The 21,634-nt window shown below is 71.4% G+C and carries 19 protein-coding genes; 13 read left to right on the top strand and 6 right to left on the bottom strand.

What is annotated here, in order from left to right:
• Position 1: 1 nt before the first annotated feature.
• A complete protein-coding gene (gene mptB / locus ABZ532_RS08255) occupies positions 2 to 1,546 on the bottom strand; it encodes a polyprenol phosphomannose-dependent alpha 1,6 mannosyltransferase MptB (RefSeq protein WP_361280406.1) in 1,545 nt (514 codons plus the stop codon).
• A 224-nt stretch (positions 1,547 to 1,770) separates the two neighbouring features.
• On the opposite strand from mptB, the gene ABZ532_RS08250 reads away from it, so the two are divergent.
• From ABZ532_RS08250 to ABZ532_RS08230, 5 genes are all read left to right on the top strand, one after another.
• Positions 1,771 to 2,778 carry an alpha/beta hydrolase gene (locus ABZ532_RS08250; protein WP_361280405.1) on the top strand — a complete coding sequence of 336 codons (1,008 nt, stop codon included), beginning with the start codon at positions 1,771 to 1,773 and terminating at the stop codon, positions 2,776 to 2,778.
• Positions 2,771 to 3,943, top strand: coding sequence for an acyltransferase (locus ABZ532_RS08245; RefSeq protein ID WP_361280404.1), 1,173 nt, complete (start codon positions 2,771 to 2,773; stop codon positions 3,941 to 3,943). The genes ABZ532_RS08250 and ABZ532_RS08245 overlap by 8 nt, the downstream gene beginning before the upstream one ends.
• Positions 3,944 to 3,953: 10 nt before the next feature.
• Complete coding sequence (locus tag ABZ532_RS08240) at positions 3,954 to 5,279, top strand: sensor histidine kinase (protein ID WP_361280403.1); 1,326 nt, start codon at positions 3,954 to 3,956, stop codon at positions 5,277 to 5,279.
• Positions 5,276 to 5,962 (top strand): response regulator transcription factor, encoded by a 687-nt coding sequence (locus tag ABZ532_RS08235; RefSeq protein ID WP_361280402.1) that lies wholly within the window; start codon positions 5,276 to 5,278, stop codon positions 5,960 to 5,962. The genes ABZ532_RS08240 and ABZ532_RS08235 overlap by 4 nt, the downstream gene beginning before the upstream one ends.
• A 115-nt stretch (positions 5,963 to 6,077) precedes the next feature.
• On the top strand, positions 6,078 to 7,451 hold the full coding sequence (locus tag ABZ532_RS08230; protein ID WP_361280401.1) for a cytochrome P450: 1,374 nt from the start codon (positions 6,078 to 6,080) through the stop codon (positions 7,449 to 7,451).
• A 43-nt stretch (positions 7,452 to 7,494) separates the two neighbouring features.
• Here the strand turns inward: ABZ532_RS08230 and ABZ532_RS08225 are convergent, their stop codons facing one another.
• Entirely contained in the window at positions 7,495 to 9,390 is a 1,896-nt protein-coding gene (locus ABZ532_RS08225) for a LamG domain-containing protein (protein ID WP_361280399.1), read from the bottom strand.
• A 519-nt stretch (positions 9,391 to 9,909) separates the two neighbouring features.
• Here ABZ532_RS08225 and ABZ532_RS08220 point away from each other — a divergent pair.
• Both ABZ532_RS08220 and ABZ532_RS08215 read left to right on the top strand, forming a co-directional pair.
• Positions 9,910 to 10,599 (top strand): response regulator transcription factor, encoded by a 690-nt coding sequence (locus ABZ532_RS08220; RefSeq protein WP_361280398.1) that lies wholly within the window; start codon positions 9,910 to 9,912, stop codon positions 10,597 to 10,599.
• The gene (locus tag ABZ532_RS08215) at positions 10,596 to 11,957 is read left to right on the top strand and encodes a HAMP domain-containing sensor histidine kinase (RefSeq protein WP_361280396.1); all 1,362 of its coding nucleotides are present in this window, start codon (positions 10,596 to 10,598) and stop codon (positions 11,955 to 11,957) included. The genes ABZ532_RS08220 and ABZ532_RS08215 overlap by 4 nt, the downstream gene beginning before the upstream one ends.
• Positions 11,958 to 11,972: 15 nt before the next feature.
• Here ABZ532_RS08215 and ABZ532_RS08210 read toward each other — a convergent pair whose 3' ends face one another.
• The 3 genes from ABZ532_RS08210 to ABZ532_RS08200 form a co-directional block, all read right to left on the bottom strand.
• Complete coding sequence (locus tag ABZ532_RS08210; RefSeq protein WP_361280394.1) at positions 11,973 to 13,052, bottom strand: trypsin-like serine protease; 1,080 nt, start codon at positions 13,050 to 13,052, stop codon at positions 11,973 to 11,975.
• Positions 13,053 to 13,277: 225 nt separating this feature from the next.
• A complete protein-coding gene (locus tag ABZ532_RS08205) occupies positions 13,278 to 13,916 on the bottom strand; it encodes an alpha-ketoglutarate-dependent dioxygenase AlkB (protein ID WP_361280393.1) in 639 nt (212 codons plus the stop codon).
• A gap of 106 nt (positions 13,917 to 14,022) precedes the next feature.
• Positions 14,023 to 15,006: an aldo/keto reductase gene (locus ABZ532_RS08200; protein WP_361280391.1), complete on the bottom strand. Its 984-nt coding sequence runs from the start codon at positions 15,004 to 15,006 to the stop codon at positions 14,023 to 14,025.
• Positions 15,007 to 15,104: 98 nt separating this feature from the next.
• Here ABZ532_RS08200 and ABZ532_RS08195 point away from each other — a divergent pair, with 98 nt between their 5' ends.
• From ABZ532_RS08195 to ABZ532_RS08180, 4 genes are all read left to right on the top strand, one after another.
• The gene (locus ABZ532_RS08195; protein WP_361280389.1) at positions 15,105 to 15,701 is read left to right on the top strand and encodes a TetR family transcriptional regulator; all 597 of its coding nucleotides are present in this window, start codon (positions 15,105 to 15,107) and stop codon (positions 15,699 to 15,701) included.
• Positions 15,702 to 15,850: 149 nt separating this feature from the next.
• Positions 15,851 to 17,062: a pyridoxal phosphate-dependent aminotransferase gene (locus tag ABZ532_RS08190; RefSeq protein WP_361280388.1), complete on the top strand. Its 1,212-nt coding sequence runs from the start codon at positions 15,851 to 15,853 to the stop codon at positions 17,060 to 17,062.
• An 84-nt stretch (positions 17,063 to 17,146) separates the two neighbouring features.
• On the top strand, positions 17,147 to 17,542 hold the full coding sequence (locus tag ABZ532_RS08185) for a hypothetical protein (protein WP_361280387.1): 396 nt from the start codon (positions 17,147 to 17,149) through the stop codon (positions 17,540 to 17,542).
• Between the two features lie 212 nt (positions 17,543 to 17,754).
• A complete protein-coding gene (locus ABZ532_RS08180; RefSeq protein WP_361280386.1) occupies positions 17,755 to 18,066 on the top strand; it encodes a hypothetical protein in 312 nt (103 codons plus the stop codon).
• A gap of 82 nt (positions 18,067 to 18,148) precedes the next feature.
• Here ABZ532_RS08180 and ABZ532_RS08175 read toward each other — a convergent pair whose 3' ends face one another.
• Complete coding sequence (locus ABZ532_RS08175; protein ID WP_361280385.1) at positions 18,149 to 19,972, bottom strand: phosphoenolpyruvate carboxykinase (GTP); 1,824 nt, start codon at positions 19,970 to 19,972, stop codon at positions 18,149 to 18,151.
• Positions 19,973 to 20,190: 218 nt separating this feature from the next.
• On the opposite strand from ABZ532_RS08175, the gene ABZ532_RS08170 reads away from it, so the two are divergent.
• A complete protein-coding gene (locus ABZ532_RS08170; protein WP_361280383.1) occupies positions 20,191 to 20,889 on the top strand; it encodes a hemolysin III family protein in 699 nt (232 codons plus the stop codon).
• 78 nt (positions 20,890 to 20,967) lie between these two features.
• Positions 20,968 to 21,609, top strand: coding sequence for a TetR family transcriptional regulator (locus ABZ532_RS08165; protein WP_361280382.1), 642 nt, complete (start codon positions 20,968 to 20,970; stop codon positions 21,607 to 21,609).
• Positions 21,610 to 21,634 lie beyond the last annotated feature (25 nt).

Genomic DNA, 21,634 nt, shown 5'->3' with positions numbered 1-21,634 from the left:
GTCAATCCTTGAATTGGCTTGGCGATCTCCAAGCCACGACTTGGGAGTCCGTGGGCCGGTCCTGCTCGGCACGGGGCCTGGGCAGTACGGGCTTCCCGGCGGCTCCCTGGGCCCGCGTTGCCGTTCCGCCCCGCAGGACGGCCACCGCGAGCACGGCCGCGAGGGCACCCAGCACGAAGCCGAAGGCGGGGGTGTGGCCGGAAGGCTGGGTCTCGTACACCAGGGCCGTGGAGAGCACCAGCAGTACGCGGATGAGCCGACCGCCCCACGCCTTCGCGCCGGCGGCCACCGTCACCGATCCCCACAGCAGATACCAGGGCTGCACCATCGGGGAGAGCGCGACCAGGACCAGCAGGGACAGACCCAGGCCGTGGACGGGGTGCAGCGGGCCGCGCAGGCAGCGGACCGCCAGCCAGGCGATCACGGCGAGGGCGACGACGAGGCCGAGGGTCTGGGCCGCGCTCTTGACCGTCAGCGGGTCCGCGCCGACCGCCAGTCGCGCCAGATGTCCGGCCACCAGGCCGATGTCACTGGTCAGCGAGAGCGGCGTGTGCACCGACGCGGCGACGCTCTGGGTGTGCAGCCAGCCGAAGCCGGTGCCGCCGAGCAGGGTCGTGCCCGCGGCGACCGAACCGGCGACCGCCACCGGGCCGATGACGGCCTTCGCCACCCGGACGGCAACCGTCCCCCGCCCCCCTCTGACGACGATCACAGCGATGAAGAGCAGCGCGACGGCTGCCGGTGACTTGACCATCATCGCGAGGCCGACGACCGCGCTGCCCAGCAGCCAACGCCCGCGCAGCGCGCAGACGACACCGGCGAGCATCAGGCCGATCATCAGCCCGTCGTTGTGCATGCCACCGACCACGTGCATCAGCAGCAGCGGATTGAGCGCCGCCAGCCACAGCGCCCGGGCCTGATCCGCACCGCACTCCACGGCCAACCGCCGCACCGACCACACGATCAGGGCCAGCGCGGCGACGGCCAGCAATCGCATCCCGAACACGGCGGGCACCACGGCCCCACCGGTGATCCAGACCACGCCCTTCGCGAGCAGCAGGAAGACCGGTCCGTACGGCGCGGGCGTATCGGTCCAGTTCCCGCCCACGCTCGCCGCCGCGTCGGCGCCGCGCGAGTCGGGGCCCAGCACCGAAGGCCCGTGCGCGTACACATCGTGGCCTTCCAACACCATCGCGCCCTGGGCGACATAGCTGTACACATCGGCGCTGTAGAGCGGGGGCGCGAGCAGCAGTGGCGCGATCCACCAGACGAGGGTCACGAGGGTCTCGCGCACCCGGTACACACCGGACGGCAGCTCCCCGGACGCCCGCTCCCGGTACGCCCACCACGCCACGACCAGCAGCGTGAGGCCGACGTACGCGAGCACGGCCGAGGCGAGAGCCACGGGCGTCAGGGAACCCCGCTGCTGCCACAGCCCCCAGGGGTCGGACGCGGGCAGACTGCCGGCGCCCAGTCCGCCCACGGCCATCGCGAGCGACCCGGCCATCCCCAGCCGGCGCGCACCGGCCGCAGTCCGCATCCACATGGGCAGTCAGCTCTTCCCCACTCTTCCCGCCCGGTCTTCCCACCCGGCCCGCCGGTCGGCACGAAGCCACGAGGCTACCGCCCCCGCCCCAGGCCGTCACACCTGTCATACCTGGGAGCTACGCCCCAGGTGGGCTCCCTGGTGTGACGCGGACCAACCCGTTCGATCCATAGCTTCTCTCCCGGACCCAGCCACACATCCGGCACAAGAGGAGCAAATCGACCATGGCAACTCGCCCGCGCAGGCGCCGATTCGGCCGCACCCTTCTCGCCGCGCTGGTGATGGCCTCGGTGGCGCTGCCGCTGTCGGGAGCGGCCCGGCCCTCCGCCGTCCCCGCGCCCGTACCGCCCGCACTCGCCCCGATCGGGTCGGCCACCCCCGAAGCCCTCGCCACGCGTTACGCCGTGAACCGCGAAGCCATCCGGGCTGCCGAACGGACGGCCGCCGAGCACGGCGACCGGCGCCGGGCCGCCGCGCTGCGCGCCCTGGCGACCCCGGAGCGGGGGTTCCTCACCTTCGACGGACGCGACGGCGGTCGTACGGCCGAGGTCTTCGGAGACCTCGCGAGCGCCGAGCGGATCGCCGTGCTCGTACCCGGCTCGGACACCAGCCTCGACACGTACGAACGCTTCCGGGCCGGCGCGGCGGCCTTGCGCGCGGAACTGGGCGAGCGGGCGGCCGTGGTCGCCTGGCTCGGGTACCGGACGCCGAGCACGGTGGGCCCGGAGGTGCTGACTCCCGGCCGTGCCGAGGACGCCGCCCCTCAGCTCAGCTCCTTCGTCGCGGGGCTCGGAGCCCTCAGGCCGACGGCCCGCCTCTCGCTGCTCTGCCATTCCTACGGCTCGGTGGTCTGCGGTGTCGCCGCTTCCGGGACGGGTGCCGCGGCCATGGCATCCGTGTCCGACATCGTGCTCTACGGCAGCCCCGGGGCGGGCGTCGACGCCGCCGTGTCCCTGCACACCAAGGCCACGGTCTGGGCGGGTCGCGGGTCCGGCGACTGGATCGCGTCCGTCCCGCACGTCAGTGTGCCGCTGCCGTTCGCGGACCTCGGGCTGGGAAGCAACGACCCGGTGTCCGAGGAGTTCGGCGCCCGGGTGTTCGCGGCGGGGGCCGCCGGCCACAGCGACTATCTGGAGCCCGGTTCCGTCGCGTTGACGAACATCGCCCGGATCGTCTCGGGCCGCACCCCTTCCGACACCTCTTCCAGCGCCCAGGAGACCGGTCGTGCATGAGCTGATCCGGCGGATCGAAGCCGCCACTCCCCCGAACCGCGACCGTGCCGTCGACGCCCTGCGCGCCTTCGCCATCCTCGGCGTGGTGCTCGGCCACTGGCTGGTGACCGCACTGGTCGCCGACAGCGGCACGCTGCGCGCCACGAGTCCGCTGTCGCACATGCCGCAGCTCACCCCGGTCTCCTGGCTGCTCCAGACCCTCTCGGTGTTCTTCCTGGTGGGCGGGAAGGTGGGCGCGGCGGGCTACGCGTCGGCGCAGGCCCGCGGCGAGAGCTACGGGAAGTGGCTCGGCGCCCGGATGGCCCGGCTGTTCCGGCCGGTCGCGGCCGTGCTGGTGGTGTGGGCCGTGGTGGCGGGCGCGCTGCTGGTGTCCGGAGTCGGCGTGGAGACGGTACGCGCGCTCCTGAAACTGGTGCTGTCCCCCCTCTGGTTCCTGCTGGTCTTCGCGGCACTGACGGCGGCCACACCCCTGCTGGTGCGGCTCAACCCGCTGTGGCCGATCGCCGTCGTACTGCATGTGGACCTGCTCCGGTTCGGTGTGCTGGAGCCGGACGACGGGACCGGCTGGGTCAACGTGGCGGCGGGCTGGGCCGTCCCCTACTGCTTCGGCGCGCTATGGGCCCGCGACGGCCTTCCGCGCCCCGCGATCCGCTGGACGCTGCTGCTCGGCGGGGCCGCCGTCACCGCCGTGCTGGTCGCGGTGGCGGGCTATCCGGCCTCCATGGTCGGTGTCCCGGGCGCGGAGGTCTCCAACCTCAACCCGCCCACCCTCGCTGCCGTCGCCTTCGGCCTCGCCCAGTGCGGCGCCGCCCTGCTGCTGCTCGAACCGCTGCGCAGGGTGCTGCGCCGCCCCGCCGTCTGGACCGCCGTGGCGCTGGTGAACCTCTCCGCGATGACCGTGTTCCTGTGGCACCAGACCGCGATGATGGCGGTCACCGCGAGCGGTCTGCTCGCCGGCGACCCGCTGCCGGGGCTGCACACCGTCCCCGACGGGGCGGGCTGGGTGTTCGCCCGTCTCGCCTGGCTGCCCGTTTTCGTGCTGGCCCTGCTCGCGTGCTGGGCGGCGTTCCGCACGTACGAGCAGCGGCAGCGGGCGAGCCGCGGCGTGCCCCGGGTCGTACGCGAACAGCGGACCGTCCGCACGACCGTCAAGGACCGTCCTTAGGATGCGACTTGTGAGCGAGGGGGACGCGACGAGCGTGGACAGACGGTGGCTGACGGCGCTGCGCGCGCCGGTGCGCGCCGTGCGCGAGGACCTGTGGACGGTGGCCCGCGACCCGCTGCCGCGCACGGGGTGGCTGGGCTGGCTGCCGCATGTCCACATGGTGCTGCTGGCCGTGCTGCTGCTGATGCTCAACATGAACGACCTGGCCGGCTCGGGCCCGATGCCCATGGTGAGCCTGCTCGCCGCAGCCCAGACCGCGGCGCCCGTGGTGGCGCTGTTCCGGCCGGCACCCGCCTGGTGGCTGTCCGCGCTCGCGCTCTTCCTGGTCGCGCACCTCCGGTGGAACACCGGGCCCGACACCCACTGGCCGTGGACCGCGGGCGGGATCGCGCTGCACTCCTTCGTGCTGCTGCTTCTCTCGCTGCGGGTCCGCCCCTTCGCCGCCGTGACGGCCCTGGGGGTCACGCTGCTGCTGGGGCAGTACCACTCTGTCGTCGCGCCACCCCCCGAGTACAACGGGGTCCTCACCGAATGGGGACTGATCTGCTTCTCGGGCGCCGTCGCCGTCGGCAGCTCGCTGCGCACACGGAGGGTCGCCCGGGAACGGCTCGTCGAGCAGCAGGTCCTCACCGCCGGGGAACGCGCCCGGCGCACCCTGCTGGAGGAGCGCAACCGCATCGCCCGCGAGCTGCACGACGTGGTCGCCCACCACATGTCGGTCATCTCCATCCAGGCACAGGTCGCCCCGCGTCTGATCGAGGACCCTCCGGAAGCGCTCAAGGAGAATCTCGCCGGCATCCGCGAGAACGCGGTCGAGGCGCTCACCGAACTCCGCCGCGTCCTGGGGGTGCTGCGCGCCGGGGACGCGGCGGCGGACGGCGTACGGCACGCCCCGCAGCCCACCCTCGCCCGGCTGGACGAGCTGGTCGCCAATGTGCGCGGCGCCGGGCTCACGGTCACCAAGGAGACCACCGGCGTGCGGCGTCCCCTGTCGCCCGGTGTCGAGCTGTCGGCGTTCCGTATCGTCCAGGAGGCGCTGAGCAACGCGATGCGGCATGCCACCGGCGCGGCGGTCCGGGTGGAGCTCGGCTACCGATCGGACGCTCTGACCCTGCGGATCACCAACACCCCGCCCCGCACGCCGCCCACGCACCCGGCCGGCGCCGGTCACGGACTCCTGGGGATGCGCGAGCGGGCCGCCATGCTGGGCGGCGAGCTCGCCGCGGGGCGTACGCCCGCAGGCGGCTGGGAAGTGACCGCGATCCTGCCCACCGCTTCAACCTCCCCCGCCCCCACCCGCGTTCACGCCAAGGACTCCGCCGAGGACCCCGTATGACGACGCCCCCCATCCGCGTGCTGATCGCCGACGACCAGATGATGGTCCGCCAGGGCTTCACGGTGCTCCTGAACTCCGAACCGGACATCGAGGTCGTCGGCCAGGCCGTCGACGGTCACGACGCCATCGCCCAGGTCACCGGACTCACGCCGGATGTCGTCCTGATGGATATCCGTATGCCCGGACTCGGCGGTATCGAGGCGACCCGGCGGATCACCGCCCCCGCCGACTCCACCGTCAGGGTCCTCGTCCTGACCACCTTCGATCTGGACGAGTACGTGTACGAGGCGCTGCGCGCAGGTGCGTCCGGGTTCCTGCTCAAGGACGCGTCGGCGGACGAACTGGCCCACGCCGTGCGGGTGGTGGCGGCCGGCGAAGCCCTGCTCTCCCCCAACCTCACCAAGCGGCTCATCGGCGAGTACTCCCGGGTCACCCGGACGGCACTGCGCGTCCCGCACAAAGACCGTGTGGGGGCCCTGACGGAACGCGAGACCGAGGTCCTGTCCCTGATAGCCCAGGGCCTGTCCAACGCGGAGATCTCCGGGCAGCTGGTCCTCGCCGAACAGACCGTGAAGACCCATGTGGGCCGGATTCTCTACAAGTTGGGGCTGCGCGACCGGACGCAGGCCGCGGTCTTCGCCTATGAGACAGGTCTCGTGCGCCCTTCCGGACGCATGGCATGATCCGCCGACGGACGTCATCGGAGCACCATCGGAGAAGTGGCGGAGAAACCATGAGCCAGCGTCTCATGTGGTCCAGGTCGGCTGACCGGACCGCCCTCCTGGACGGCAGCACGGCATGACGGCGGCGGACGGGAGGATCCCCGGCCCTGCCGGGGCGCCCCTGCTGGGCTCGCTGCTCGACCTCAAGAAGGACTCCCTCGGCACCTACCTGAACGCCTGTCGCGAGCACGGCGACGTCGTCAGGTTCACCGCCGGTCCGCCCGGGCTGCGGATGGAGCTGTACGGGGTGTTCTCGGCCGAGGGCGCCCAGCAGGTGCTGGCCACCGACGCGACCGGCTTCCGCAAGGACAACGCCTTCTACCAGGAGGTCCGGGAGTCCTTCGGCAACGGCCTGCTGACCAGCCAGGACGACGACTACATGCGGCAACGCCGTCTCGTCCAGCCGCTGTTCACACGTCGCCGGGTGGACGGCTACGCCGGGGCCGTCACGGACGAGACCGCCGCGCTGCTCGCGCGCTGGAAGGACGCCCCGGACGGCACCGTCGACGTGGTCGACGAGATGACCGGGCTCGCGCTGCGCGCGGTGGCCCGCATCCTGTTCGGCACCGATGTCGAGGAGGCGGTGCACGTCATCGAGCGCTGCTTCCCGGTGATCGGCAACTACACCCTGCGCCGCGGCTATTCGCCCCTCAACCCGCCCCGCTCCTGGCCGACTCCCTCCAACCGCGAGGCCGCCACGGCGACGCGGGAGCTGTACGGGGTGTGCGACCGGATCATCGGGCAGCGGCGTGCCGAAGGGGACGAGGCGAAGGGGGACGACCTGCTGACTCTTCTCGCGCAGGCGCAGAGCGCCGAGGACGGCAGCCTGGACTCGTCGGAGATCCGGGACCAGGTACTGATCTTCCTGCTCGCGGGGCACGAGACGACCGCCACCTCACTGGCGTTCGCCCTGCACCTGCTGGCCAGGCACCCCGAACTCCAGGCCAGGGCGCGGGCGGAGGCCGTGGGCGTACTGGCGGGGCGGACGCCCGAGGCGTACGACGTCGACGCGCTCCCCTATCTGACGCAGGTGCTGAAGGAGGCCATGCGGCTCTACCCGGCGGCGCCGGTGATCGGGCGGCAGGCGGTGGCCGCGATCGAGGTCGGCGGATACGAGATCCCGGCCGGGGCGGATGTGATCGTGGCGCCGTGGGTGACGCACCGGCATCCCCGGTACTGGGAGGAGCCGGACCGTTTCGACCCCGACCGCTTCGCGCCGGGGCGGGAGAAGGACAGGCCGCGGTACGCCTGGTTCCCGTTCGGGGGCGGACCGCGGGCCTGTATCGGTCAGCACTTCTCGATGCTGGAATCGGTGCTCGCGCTGTCGATGATCCTGCGGGAGTACGAGCTGGAGGCGTTGGACACGGAGGTCCCGGTCACGGCGGAGATCACGCTGCGCGCGACCGGACCGGCCCGCTGCCGCCTGCGCCCGCTGGACGCTGACGGCTGACGGCTGACGGCTGACGGCTGACGGCTGACGCCTCACCTCGACGTCACTTCGGTGGGGTCGTCGCCAGCGTGGCGGCTTCCGAGTCCCCGAGGGCGCGCGGGAAGGCGCGTACGTCGCCGATGAGCCCGGAGAACCGGTCAGCGTCCCCGCCGTCCCACTTGGCGCGTCCGACGACGAAGTTGCCGTCGGCGCCCCAGTCACCGGAGTGCTTCGCGGTGTCCTCCAGTACGCCGTTGACGTACAGGCGGATCTCGTCTTTTCCGTCGTCGTAGACGCCGGTGAGATGCGCCCAGGTGCCGACCGCAGGCCGCGTCACGGACTCGGCCTGATCCCTGTCGGCGCGGGTGGAGTCGTCGTCGCGGACGGCCATGGTCCAGCGGTCGACGCGCGGGTCGTACTGGAGGAAGAATCCGCTGATCCGGTCGCCGTCCTGGCTGAGCGCCGTGTGGAAGTCGCCCTTGGAGGCGAGGTTCACCCAGGCGGCGACGGTGAAGCTCTGGTTGGTGTCCACCGCGGGGCGTACCGACTCGACGTACTGGCTCCGCCCGTCGAAGCGCAGCGCCCCGCTGCCGTCGGGGGTCGGGCCGTTGACCAGCACGCCGGTGTTGCCGTTGCCGGAGGCGTCGGCGGTCGTGGAGCCGGTCTTCCCGCGCCAGCTCCAGGAGACGGCGGCGCCGGGAACCACCGGCGGCACGGGAGTCGCGGGCTTGCGGCTCGGGGAGGCGCTGGGGCGTGCCGGAGGCTTGGGCGCGGCCGTCGGCGACGCGGACGGGGACGCCGACGCCGACGGTGAGGCCGGTGCCGAGCCCGGTGCCGACGGCAGCAGCGACGTCCCGGCGGCTCCCGGTACGAGGGTCCCGCTGACGGCGGTCGGGTGTGCGGGGCCGCCCGCGGTGAACGCGACGATGGTGGCCGGTACGGCGACGGCGAGGCAGACGAGCGCGCCCACGGCCGCCAGCCGGCGTGTGCGCTGCTTGCGGTCAGGGCCGGGGTTCGCGAGGCCGCTCGCGCCGACCCGGCGGTCACCGGCCGGGCGTTCCGCGATGTAGCGGGCACCGCCCCAGGCCAGGATGCCCTCGGCGAGCAGGATGTCGTGGCGCCCCAGCATCCGCCGCAGGTCGTCGTAGGCGCGGCTGCACGCTCCCGGGCACTGTGCGAGATGGGACTTCAGATGGCCGTCCACCGGGTGGTCGGCGAGCCGTGCGGACGCCACGACGATGCGCTTGAAGTGACGGCAGTCGCCTGCCGCCTGCTCCTCGTAGACCCGCACATAGGCGGCGCGGAAGGCGTCGCGGGCGTTGCCCGGACTGCCCGGGGGAAGGTCGGCCTCGGTGGCGCCGATGTAGCGCAGGATCTCCGGGAGCTCCTCGCCCTCCACGGTGTCGTGCCACAGCAGCGTCTGGGTCTGCGACGGAAGGCTCGTGAAGGCCTCAAGGATCAGCGACGGCCCACTGCCCTGCCCCTCTCCGGGGGCCTCCAGCGCGGTCCGCAGATCGGGTCCGAGGTCGGTGCCACGGCCCGAGCGCAGCCAAGTGCCGGCGACGGACAGCACGGTGGTGAGCAGATGGGGCCGCCAGGCGGGCTCGGACAGCGCCGAGGCGTCGCGTACCGCCTTGCGGCCCGCCTCGGCGGCGAGTTCGTCGGCGGCGTGCGGGGTGGCGGCACACAGCGCCGCGAACCGGAGCAGCGCGGCCCCGTGACGATCGTGCAGTTCGGCCGCGGCCCGGTCTACGGAACCGGCCGCGGAGGCCGAAACGGGGCGGCAGCGGACGATCCGCACGAGGGCGGTGTCGCCGACGCGGTGCACGTGCTCGACGCCGTCGGGACTGACGGCGTAGTCGTCGTGGTTGCCGGCATCCTCGCTCGCGGAGCCGGCGGTCCGCACTTCCCCTGCCCCTGCCGCTGATGCGGGCCGGGCGTGCTGTCCGGGCTGAACCACCTGGTCGCTCCTGGTTCACTCGTCAGCCCGGCGATCAAGGGGCACGCCGAGCCGTCGACTCCCCCTGGGTGCCGTCCCCCGCGCCTGCACGCAGGGCCCCCGACGGCACCACTCGCCGGACCATCGCTGTCACGTGTCGGCCGTGGCATGACGTCAACCAGCCACTAAGTGGCTGAATGTAGCCGCATGCGCGGACGACGTCCAGCAGTCACCGGCAACGCGAAATCCGGATGAGTGCCCTCCGCTTTTCGGTGGAGTTCACGGCCCGCGGCTGAATTGCCGGGACACCCCGTAAAACGAGCGGGAACCGCGCGCCCACCTCGCCGTGCGCGCCGGGCACGTGCGAACTCCCAGCGCTTTCCAGCCGGACAGGACAACCCGGAAGGCGCACTTCACCGGCAGCGGACTTTCTTCAATACCGCGGCCGACCGCGTTGAAGATCAATTCACGTTCGGCCGGTTTGCGAAATGAGCGGGCTGCCGCAGCGATCCTGAAAGCGAGGAGCTAACGTGCACGCCCATGGCCTCCGTCCTGCTCGTCGAAGACGACCCCGTCATACGGACCGCGCTCATCGAGGCGCTGTCCGCGCACGGACATGCCGTGCGCACCGCCGCGGCCGGATTCGACGCGTTGCGGGAGGCGGCGCAGGATCCGCCGGATGCCGTCGTGCTCGACCTCGGGCTACCCGATCTGGACGGAATGGACGTGCTGCGGATGCTGCGCGGCATCTCGCGGGTGCCGGTACTCGTGGCCACGGCGCGCGATGACGACGCGGAGATCATCAGGGTGCTCAACGCGGGGGCGGACGACTACGTCGTCAAACCGTTCTCCGGCGGCCAACTCGCGGCGCGGCTCGCTGCCGTGCTGCGCAGGTCGGCGCCGGCGGAGCACGCGCCGGCGGCCTCGGCGGCCCTGCGGATCGGGGAACTCCTCATCGATCCCCTCGCGCGCACGGCGTTTCACGCCGGGCACGAGCTCGTGCTCACCAGGAGGGAGTTCGATCTGCTCGCGTATCTGGTCGGCAGGGCCGACCAGGTGGTGTCGCGGCGCCGCATCCTGACCGATGTGTGGCGGCGGCCGTACGTGGACGAGCAGACCGTGGACGTCCATCTCTCGGCGCTGCGCCGCAAGCTGGGCGAGAGCCCGGCCGCCCCGCGTTACCTGCACACCGTGCGGGGCATCGGCATCAAGCTGGTGACCCCGCGGTGAGGCGCGCGCTCGCGGGGATCTCGTTCGGCGTGACGCTCGTCATCACGCTCTCCTTCCTCGTACCGCTGGGTCTGCTCGTCCGCTCCCAGGCCAGGGAGCGGGTGACCGCCACCGCCGAGCAGCAGGCCACGGCGCTCGCTCCGCTGCTCGCCTTCACCAGACAGCCCGGCGAGGTCAGGCAGGTGCTGGCGGAGACCGATCCGCAGGGGCGGCGGCTTTCCGTGCGGCTGCCCGACGGGCAGTTCGCCGGTACGCCGCATGCTCCCCGTGCCGAGCTGCTGAGGGCGGTGCGGCTCAGGAAGACCTCGTCCCTCGACGTCGGCGGCGGATGGGTCTACCTGCACCCCGTCGTCCTGCCAGGGGGCGGCGTCGCCGTGATCGAGGCGTACGCGGACGAGGACGAGCTCACCGAAGGGGTGGCCACCTCCTGGGCCGTGATGTCGGCGCTGGCACTCGGACTTGTCGTCGGGTCGGTCCTGGTCGCCGACCGGCTCGGGGGCGGTGTCATCCGGTCGGCCCGGGGTCTGTCCCGGGCCGCGCACGCGCTGGGCGCCGGTGATCTGATGGCCCGGGTCGAACCGCACGGGCCCGCGGAACTGCGGGAGGCCGGGGCCGCGTTCAACGGGATGGCCGACCGGGTCACGCAACTCCTCGCCGTGGAGCGTGAGCTGATCGCGGATCTGTCGCACCGGCTGCGTACACCACTCACGGCCCTGCGCCTCGAAGCGGAACGTCTGGGCGGGACGACCGACGTACGCCGTCTCACCGCGGCCGTGTCCGAGCTGGAGTCGGAGGTCGACACGATGATCTCCGCCGCCCGTACGCCCCTCGCCTCGTCGGCCCTGCCCGACGAGGACCACGAACCCGGGTTCTGCTCGGTGACCGAACTGGTCGGGCGGCGACTGGACTTCTGGGGTGTACTGGCCGAGCAGCAGCACCGCTCCTGCACACGCGAAGTGACCTCCGAAGCCACGTCCGTGCGCATGTCGCAGGAGGACCTGGCCACGGTCGTGGACACCCTCCTCGGCAACGTCTTCCGGCACACCGCTCAGGGCACCGCGCTCTGCGTCCGCGTCGAGCGCTCCGCGCAGGCGGTGCTGTTCACCGTGGACGATGCCGGGCCCGGCATCGTGGATCCGCACAGCGCGCTGGCGCGCGGCGTCAGCGAAGGAGGGTCCACCGGGCTCGGGCTCAACATCGCGGACCGGGCCGTCCGGGACGCCGGGGGGCGGCTGGGCATCGCCCGCTCACCGATGGGCGGTGCCCGCGTGCAGGTGTCGCTGCCGCTGGTCACACCGAAGGGCGACGCCCAGGGGCGAGCAGTCCGCCGCCGCGCACGCGGGCTGCTCGCCCGTTGAGCCCGGTGGACTCGCTCAGCCGTTGTCGCCGGCGAAGCGCTTGGCCGTCTGGAAGGTCCGCCAGGCGTCGTCGCCCAGCGTCGCCGCGGCCGCCGCGTTCTGCCCGTTGTGCTTGAACGTGCCGTGGTTCACCCCGACCATGACCCAGTTGCCGCCGCCCTGGTCGGCGAACCAGGGGCCGCCCGATGCGCCGTCACCCAGATTGGAGCAGGTGTTCACACCCCAGATCACCGAGCTGTCGGGATCCTTGCCGCGGTTGGCGGGCAGCGCACGGGTCTGCTTCTGGCACAGGTCCAGGCGGTAACGGCCGACGGCCTCCGAGGGATAGCCCGCGATCTTCAACTGACGGCCGGTGAGGGAGTTCTCCGAACGGCTCGGGACCCAGCCGACCGCATCGCCGATGCTGCGTCCGTTCTTCGGCTCCAGCACCACGAAGGCGACGTCGTAGGCGGTGCGCTCCCAGGAGCTCCTGCCCGCGTCGTACTCGGGGTGGACGAAAATACGCGAGGAGCGGTAGTAGTCCTTGAACTTGGGCTGTTTGCTGGAATTCAGGGCGGGGGCGAAGAACGCTTCCCGGTTCCCGGCGCGTTCGTTCGGCTTGACGACGCAGTGCGCGGCCGTCGCGATGACGTTCCGCGAGACCACGGCGGCACTGCACTGGGTGTAGCGGGGAAGGAAGTCGGTGCCCGCGTAGTCGAAGTCGACGGCGAGATATCCGATCGCCTGCTCCGTGACGTCGGGGACGGCGCGGTTGCCGCCGCCGGTGACGAGGCTTGCCGCCTTCGCACGGCCGGGCGAGGTACGGCTCGCGCCTGAGGCAGTCCCTTGTTCGGAACTCCTGGGCGTAAAACCCTTCGACGTGTTCGCCGGGCCGGGCCGGCTCGCGCTCGCAGGACTTCCCTGCCCGTTCCCCTTGGCGTCCGCGTTCCCGCCGGGACGCGCGGCGGAGGCGGATTCCGTATTCGGCGTAGGCGAGTTCTTCGGCTGTCCGGACTGCCCCGACCGCGCCACGGGTCTGCCTGATCCCTGGCCCGTGTCGATACAGGCGAGTGCGGAGCCGCCGCCGAGTACCGCGATGGCGACTCCCGCAGCCACCGATATCCTCAGCCGTGGTTTCCTCGCCGGTGCCGAATGACGACCGTGCTTCGCGTGATCGGTGCCCATATGACCGCTGCTCCTGCTGCTCCTCGACGGACGTTCCTCCGGGACCATATGCAGCGGAAGTCCCGGTGACACCGTGGAGAAAAGAGCCCTAAGCGGTTCTTCAAAGTCCCTTAAAAGTCGGGCCCGTCGGGCGCGTGGACGCACCGGCCGCCGGGCTCAGCTCACCCCGTGCGGCCGGAACTGGATGCTGATCCGGGGCCCGACCGCACGCGCGGTCTTCGGCACGGCGTGCTCCCAGGTCCGCTGGCAGGAACCACCCATGACGACCAGGTCGCCATGCCCCAGCGCCCTGCGGACCGGGGCGTGGCGACCACTGCGGGACCGCAGCGCGAGCTCGCGCGGGAAGCCGACGGAGAGGATGGCGACCATGGTGTCCTGGCGCGAGCCGCGTCCGTTCGTGTCGCCGTGCCAGGCGACGCTGTCGCGGCCGTCGCGGTAGTGGCAGAGCCCCGCCGACACGAAGGGTTCGCCGAGTTCACCGGCGTAGTACGCGGACAGGGCGTCCCTCGCCTCGGCGATGACGGGATGCGGAAGCGGCTCGCCCGCGGGGTAGTGCGCGAGGAGGCGGGGCACGTCGACCTCGCGGTCGTACATCCGCCAGCGTTCGGCGCGCCAGGCGACACCCCCGGCCAGCGCCTCGAACAGCGCGTCCGCTCCGGAGAGCCAGCCGGGACGGGTGTCGAGCCAGGCTCCGTCGCCGAGCACGGTGCGGCGGATGTCCGCACGCCTCAGCGGACCGAGGCGGATCTCGTCGGTCTGGTCGAAGAGCGAGCCTTGCAGAGGGACTGCGGCCATGGTTCCAGGATAGCGAAAAACCGAACACATGAGCTATTCAGCATTCAGCCAGCCAACCGCCGCCCCCGCCCGCCCGACTCACCTGCGGAGCGCCCGCCCCCGCAGCTCAGCCGTTGAGGGTCTGCATGAGCTCGGGCGCGTAGCGGTCACCGGAGGCGACGCCCCGCGGCGCCACGGCCTCGATGGCCGCGAGGTCGTCGGCGCCGAGCTCCACGGCCACGGCCGCGGCGTTCTCCTCCAGGTAGCGGCGGCGCTTGGTACCGGGGATCGGGACCGCGCCCTGGCCGAGCACCCAGGCCAGCGCGAGCTGGGACGGGGTGGCGGACTTCTCGGCGGCGAGCCGCCGGACCTCGTCGACGACGGCGAGGTTGCGGGCGAAGTTCTCCCCCTGGAAGCGCGGGTCGGTACGCCGGAAGTCGTCGGCGGCGAAGTCGGCGGGCGAGCTGATGGCCCCGGACAGGAAGCCCCGGCCGAGAGGCGAGTACGCGACGAGGCCGATACCGAGCTCCTCGAGCGCGGACTTGACGCCGTCGCCCTCGATGCCCCGCTCGAACAGCGAGTACTCGGTCTGCACGGCGGTCAGCGGGTGCACGGCATGGGCCCTCCGGATCGTCGCGGCCGCCGCCTCGCTGATACCCAGATAGCGGACCTTGCCGGCAGCGACAAGCTCCGCCATGGCCCCGACGCTCTCCTCGATGGGCACGGTCGGGTCGACGCGGTGCAGATAGTAGAGGTCGATATGGTCCGTGCCGAGCCGGCTCAGGGAACCGTCCACGGCCCGGTGGATGTACTCGGGCCGGCCGTTGAGCCCGACCAGGGCGCCGTCGTCGGTGAACTCGACCCCGGTCTTGGTGGCGATCACGACGCGCTCACGGCGGCCGGCGACCGCCCTGCCGACCAGTGCCTCGTTGAGGTACGGGCCGTAGCCCTCGGCGGTGTCCAGCATGGTGATCCCGAGCTCCAGGGCGCGGTCGATCGTCGCCAGCGACTCGGCGTCGTCGGTCGCGCCGTAGAAGGCGCTCATCCCCATGCAGCCGAGCCCTTCGGCTCCGACGACCAGACCCTGGGACCCCAGTGCACGCTGCTCCATCACGACTCTCCTACGTAAGTAACTAACTCGTTAGTTCCACTATGCAGCCGGGTCGCCGCTATGTCAATAACTGGATAGTTACCGGGTAGGCTGCCTCCGTGGCACGGGACTCCAGCGCAACCAAGGCACGCCTCCTCGACGCGGCCCTCACCGAGTTCGCCGAGTACGGCATCGCGGGCGCCCGGGTCGACCGCATCGCCGAGACGGCCGGGGCGAACAAGCGCCTGATCTACGTCTACTTCGGCAACAAGGAGCAGCTCTTCGACCTGGTGCTCCAGCAGGCCATGGAGCAGGGCGCCGAGTCGGTGCCGTTCGACGCATCGGACCTGCCCGGGTACGCCGGGGCGATCTTCGACCACCTCGCCGACCGGCCGGAGCTGATGCGGCTCATGGCCTGGAAGCAGTTGGAGCGCCCCGGGACCTCGGCCGCCGGCGCCGAGGCCTACCGCGGCAAGACCGCGGCCGTGACCGCCGAGCAGGAGGCGGGGCGCGTCGACGCGGGCACCGATCCGGCCGACATGCTCACCCTCGTGCTCTCCCTGGCCCAGTCCTGGTTCGCCGCCCCCGGTGGCCCCGCCACCGACGCGGACGGCACCGCATGGCACGGCGGGCGCCGGGAGCGCTACCGCGCCGCCGTCGTGGCGGCGGTGGCCCGTATCGTGGCACCGGCCGGGCCCGGCGGGGGCCGTGTCTGAGGCAGCCGCCTCCCCCTCCCGGCGCCACCCGAACGGGCGGCACCGCGCACCCCCCACCACCCCCTGCGAGCTGCGCCGGACTCCCGGCAACCGCCCGACGTGTCCCAAAACACGAAGCGCCCCGCGGACGGCCCCCGTAAGCTCGCGTCATGCAGGTGATCCAGTCGACCAAGCTCGCCAACGTCTGTTACGAGATCCGGGGCCCGGTGCTCGAGGAGGCGATGCGGCTGGAGGCAGCCGGCCACCGCATCCTCAAGCTGAACACGGGCAACCCGGCAGCGTTCGGGTTCGAGTGCCCCCCGGCGATCCTCGAGGACATCCTGCGGAACGTGGGCAGCGCCCACGGTTACGGTGACGCCAAGGGCCTGCTCAGCGCGCGGCGCGCGATCATGAGCCACTACGAGACCAAGGGCATCCCACTCTCCGTCGAGGACATCTACCTCGGCAACGGCGTGTCCGAGCTGATCCAGATGTCGATGCAGGCCCTGCTCGACGACGGCGACGAGGTGCTCGTACCGGCTCCGGACTATCCGCTGTGGACCGCGTCCGTCTCACTCGCCGGCGGCACGGCCGTGCACTACCGCTGCGACGAGCAGTCGGACTGGATGCCGGACCTCGCGGACATCGAACGGAAGATCACCGATCGCACCAAGGCGATCGTGATCATCAACCCGAACAATCCCACCGGCGCCGTGTACGACGACGAGGTGCTGCGCGGCCTCACCGAGATCGCCCGGCGCCACCAGCTCGTGGTCTGCTCCGACGAGATCTACGACAAGATCCTCTACGACGGCGCCACGCACACCCCGACCGCCGCGATCGCACCCGATCTGATGGTGCTGACCTTCAACGGGATGTCCAAGAACTACCGGGTGGCGGGCTACCGCAGCGGCTGGCTCGCGGTCTGCGGCCCGAAGGCGCACGCGTCGTCGTACATCGAGGGCCTGACGATCCTCGCGAACATGCGGCTGTGCGCCAACATGCCGGCGCAGCACGCGGTGGCCGCCGCGCTCCAGGGGCGGCAGTCGATCGAGGAACTGGTGCTCCCCGGCGGCCGGCTGCTCGAGCAGCGGGACGTGGCGTACGACCTGCTGACCCAGATCCCCGGGGTGAGCTGCGTGAAGCCGAAGGGGGCGCTGTATCTGTTCCCGCGGCTCGACCCGAGCGTCTACAAGGTCAAGGACGACCGGCAGATGGTCCTGGACCTGCTGCGAGCCGAGAAGATCATGGTCGTGCACGGGACCGGCTTCAACTGGCACGAGCCCGACCACTTCCGGATCGTGACCCTGCCGAACGCCACGGACCTGGCGGACGCGGTGACCCGGATCGGGACCTTCCTGGACGGCTACAGCCAGCCATAAGGGGCCGTTTTCCCGATCGGGCACAACTTTAGACTAGATCCAAGGTAGGATGGCCTCCTGATAGCGCGAGGGAGGCCGTCCCCCATGTACGAACCGATCCGCTCGAAGTCCGTCCATTCGGTGGCCGACGCCTCCGGCACCTGCGACTTCCCGCACCGCAGCCGCGAGGAGGAGCTGGACATCCAGCTCGCGGGCCACCTCGCCGCGCTGCTCGCCGTCACCGACGAACTCGGCCTCACGACCGAGGCGGACCGCATTGCCACCGAGGTCGCCCGGCTGCGCGGCGCCCCGCCCGTGCGGCACGCGGGACTGACCGGCGCCGAGCCCGCGACCCTGCACGAGCGCGCCCTCACACTCGCCGGTCGCGCCCTGGTCGTCGCCGCGTCACGCGCGGACACCGTGGTCGCGATCCTGTCCGCCGAGTGTATGGACGCCCATACCGCCGCCCTGCGCGACGCGCAGCTCGTCGGCGCCCCCTGACGGCCCCGGTCCGCGGGCCGCAGAGGTGCGCGGACCGGGTGCCACCCAGTGCGGGAGCAGCGAGTGAACCAGCCGTCAGGAAGGTCTGGTTCCGGTTGCATACCGGGAAGGCGGATTCCCCCCGTACACCCGACTCCCCCTGGAATGTGGAGTTCCGCGCGCACTCCGCGGGCTCGCCGCACGGCGCGGCAGGATCTCCGGGGACCCTGCGCATGGGACCGTACGTGGAGGCCACGAAGGCCGACCGGACCCGGCAGCAGCACAGGGGCTCCGCCGTGCACGCCGAGTTGAGCAGCACCCTGTTCGTCAGCAGCACCGACCCACTGGCCTCCGGCCCATGTGCGCGCCGCCGATCGCGTCTCGGCCCGGGCAGCGAACCGCCCGAGCGGCATCTTGAGCGGCAGCTCGGACTGCTGCACGCGGGGGCGGAGCGCCTCACCACGGGTCTCCGGGAGCAGGAGGCACGGCGGCAGCAGACGTACACCCGCTATCCGGAGGGCCGCGACCGGTCGGGTTCCTCGTGAGGCAATGTCGCGGAGAAAGGCCGGGGCCCGCCCCGTACGCCGTTGTACGGTGCGGGCCCGGGCCTCAGCTCCGAGTGGGTGTTCAGCCCAGCCGGGTGACCAGTGCGCGGTACTCGTCCCACAGCTCCTTCGGGGTGTGGTCACCGAAGGTGTTGAGGTGCTCGGGCACCAGCGCGGCTTCCTCGCGCCAGACGTCGGCGTCGACCTTGAGCAGGAAGTCCAGGTCCTCCTCGGGCATTTCGAGGCCCTGGGTGTCCAGCGACTCCTTCGTCGGGAGGATGCCGATCGGGGTCTCGACGCCCTCGGCCTTGCCCTCCAGGCGCTCCACGATCCACTTCAGCACCCGGCTGTTCTCGCCGAAGCCGGGCCAGACGAACTTGCCCGCGTCGTTCTTGCGGAACCAGTTCACGTAGTAGATCTTCGGCAGCTTGGCCTGGTCGGCGGACTGACCGACCTTGATCCAGTGGGCCATGTAGTCGCCCATGTTGTAGCCGCAGAAGGGCAGCATCGCGAACGGGTCGCGGCGCAGCTCGCCGACCTTGCCCTCGGCGGCGGCGGTCTTCTCGGAGGCGACGTTGGCGCCGAGGAACACACCGTGCTGCCAGTCGAAGGACTCGGTCACCAGCGGGACGGCGGAGGCGCGGCGGCCGCCGAAGAGGATCGCCGAGATCGGCACGCCCTTCGGATCCTCCCACTCGGGCGCGATGATCGGGCACTGCGAGGCCGGGACGGTGAAGCGGGCGTTCGGATGCGCGGCCGGGGTGCCCGACGCGGGCGTCCAGTCGTTGCCCTTCCAGTCGGTGAGGTGGGCCGGAGTCTCCTCCGTCATGCCCTCCCACCAGATGTCGTTGTCGTCGGTGAGCGCGACGTTGGTGAAGACCGCGTTGCCCCACAGGGTCTTCATGGCGTTGGCGTTGGTGTGCTCGCCGGTGCCGGGCGCGACGCCGAAGAAGCCCGCCTCGGGGTTGATCGCGTAGAGCCGGCCGTCCTCGCCGAAGCGCATCCAGGCGATGTCGTCGCCGATGGTCTCCACGGTCCAGCCGGAGATGGTGGGCTCCAGCATGGCGAGGTTGGTCTTGCCGCAGGCGGACGGGAAGGCGGCGGCGACGTACTTGGGCTCACCCTGCGGCGGGGTCAGCTTGAGGACGAGCATGTGCTCGGCGAGCCAGCCCTCGTCACGGGCCATGACGGAGGCGATGCGCAGGGCGTAGCACTTCTTCCCGAGCAGCGCGTTGCCGCCGTAGCCGGACCCGTACGACCAGATCTCCCGGGACTCCGGGAAGTGCGAGATGTACTTGGTGCTGTTGCACGGCCACGGCACGTCGGCCTCGCCCTCGGCGAGCGGGGCGCCGAGGGTGTGGACCGCCTTCACGAAGAAGCCGTCCTCGCCGAGCTGGTCGAGGACGTCCTGCCCCATCCGGGTCATGGTGCGCATGGAGACCGCGACATAGGCGGAGTCGGTGATCTCGACGCCGAGCGCGGACAGCGGCGAGCCGAGCGGGCCCATGCAGAAGGGGACCACGTACATGGTCCGGCCCTTCATCGAGCCGCGGAAGACGCCCTTGTCACCGGTGAAGATCTCCCGCATCTCGGCGGGGGCCTTCCAGTGGTTCGTGGGGCCCGCGTCCTCCTCCTTCTCGGAGCAGATGAAGGTGCGGTCCTCTACACGGGCCACGTCGGAGGGGTCGGAAGCGGCGTAGTAGGAGTTCGGGCGCTTGATCGGGTCCAGCTTGCGGAAGGTGCCCTTGGCGACGAGCTCCTCGCTCAGGCGGTCGTACTCGGCCTCGGACCCGTCGCACCAGACCACCCTGTCCGGCTGCGTGATGGCTGCTATCTCATCGACCCATGCGATGAGTTCCTGGTGGTTGGTGGGGACGGTGCCGGGAGCCGCGATGTCGCGCGCCACGATTGCTCCTAAGTGAGGGGTCTGAAGTTTGTTGCCCCGTGGGGGCTGCGACCCGGATGCTTCGTAGCCGCTCATCCGGTGCCGACCGCACTCATCTGATCATCCGTGCCGTGTGCGCATATGTCCAGAGGACGTCTCACGTGAGCATGGCCACTCCTGCCCACGCGGATGACGCACTCCCCTCCGTCAGGTTACGGAGACGTAGGTAGCATGCCGCCATGACAGCAGCCGCCGCCGCAGCGTCCGAAACGACTGATGCGACCGAGATCGACCACCTACCGGCGCTGAAGCCACGACTGCGGGGATGGCTGCACGCCGGGATGTTTCCCGCCGTGGTCATTGCGGGCATCGTGCTGACCGCCCTCGCGGACTCGACCCGCGGCCGGGTCGCTTGCGGTATCTACACGCTCACCGCCTGTCTGCTCTTCGGTGTGAGCGCGCTCTACCACCGAGGCGACTGGGGCCCACGGGCCGCCGCCGTACTGCGCCGGCTGGACCACGCGAACATCTTCCTGATCATCGCGGGTACGTATACCCCGCTGACGCTGCTCCTCCTGCCGGACTCCACCGGGCGGGTGCTCCTGTGGGCGGTCTGGGCGGCAGCGGTGGCGGGAATCGCCTTCCGGGTGTTCTGGGTGGGCGCCCCGCGCTGGCTGTACACACCCTGTTACATAGCGATGGGCTGGGCAGCGGTCTTCTTCCTGCCCGACTTCATGCGCAAGGGCGGCGTCGCGGTGCTGGTGCTCGTGATCATCGGCGGTCTGCTCTACAGCGCGGGCGGGGTGATCTACGGGATCAAGCGACCGAACCCGTCGCCGCGGTGGTTCGGCTTCCACGAGGTCTTCCACTCGTTCACGCTGGCCGCCTTCGTCGTCCACTACGTGGGCATCTCTCTGGTGGCGTACCAGCACGCGTGAGCCAGTGCCGGTGCTGGACTCGGGGGCGGGGCCCGGTCGCGGGCCCCGGGCAGCCTCCGACACAAGGACAATGAAGCCATGGCGGCCACCGCACGCACCCCGCTCGACGACCACCGGCCCGTGATGGGCCTGCGCGAGCGCAAGAAGCTCAAGACCCGCGCCGCGATCCGCGGGGCCGCGTACCGGCTGATCGCCGAGCAGGGCTACGAGTCGACCACCACCGAGCAGATCGCGGCGGCGGCCGAGGTCTCCCTGTCCACGCTGTTCCGCTACTTCCCGACCAAGGAGGACATCGTCCTCGCCGCTGACGACGCCCCCGGGACCTCGGTGCTTTCGGCGATCGAGTCGGCACTGCGGGCGCGGCCCGCCGACGAACCCCCGCTGGAGTCACTTCGCTCCGCCGTCACACACACCGCCCGGGCAGCCCTGGAGAACGAACCCGGCGAACTGCGCCTGCGCACCCGGCTACTGGTGCAGGTCCCGGCCGTACGGGCCAGGCTGACCGAGAGCATGACGGCGACCGCCCTGGCTGTGTCACGCGTGCTGGCCGAGCGAACCGGGCGGCAGCCCGACGACCTGGAGCTGCGGGTCTGCACCGCGGCGGTGCTGGGCACCCTGCGCGAGGTCGCGCTCTACTGGGCGGAGCACGACCAGCGAGACGATCTGGTCGCGCTCCTGGACCGCGCACTGGACACGCTCAAGGAGGGGCTGCCCCTCTGACCACCCGGCCGGTCCAGCCGTCCGG

Source organism: Streptomyces sp. NPDC019396 (assembly GCF_040632375.1).
GTDB lineage: Bacteria > Actinomycetota > Actinomycetes > Streptomycetales > Streptomycetaceae > Streptomyces.
Note: the sequence above shows the minus strand (reverse complement) of the source record. Positions and strands in the feature narration are given on the sequence as shown.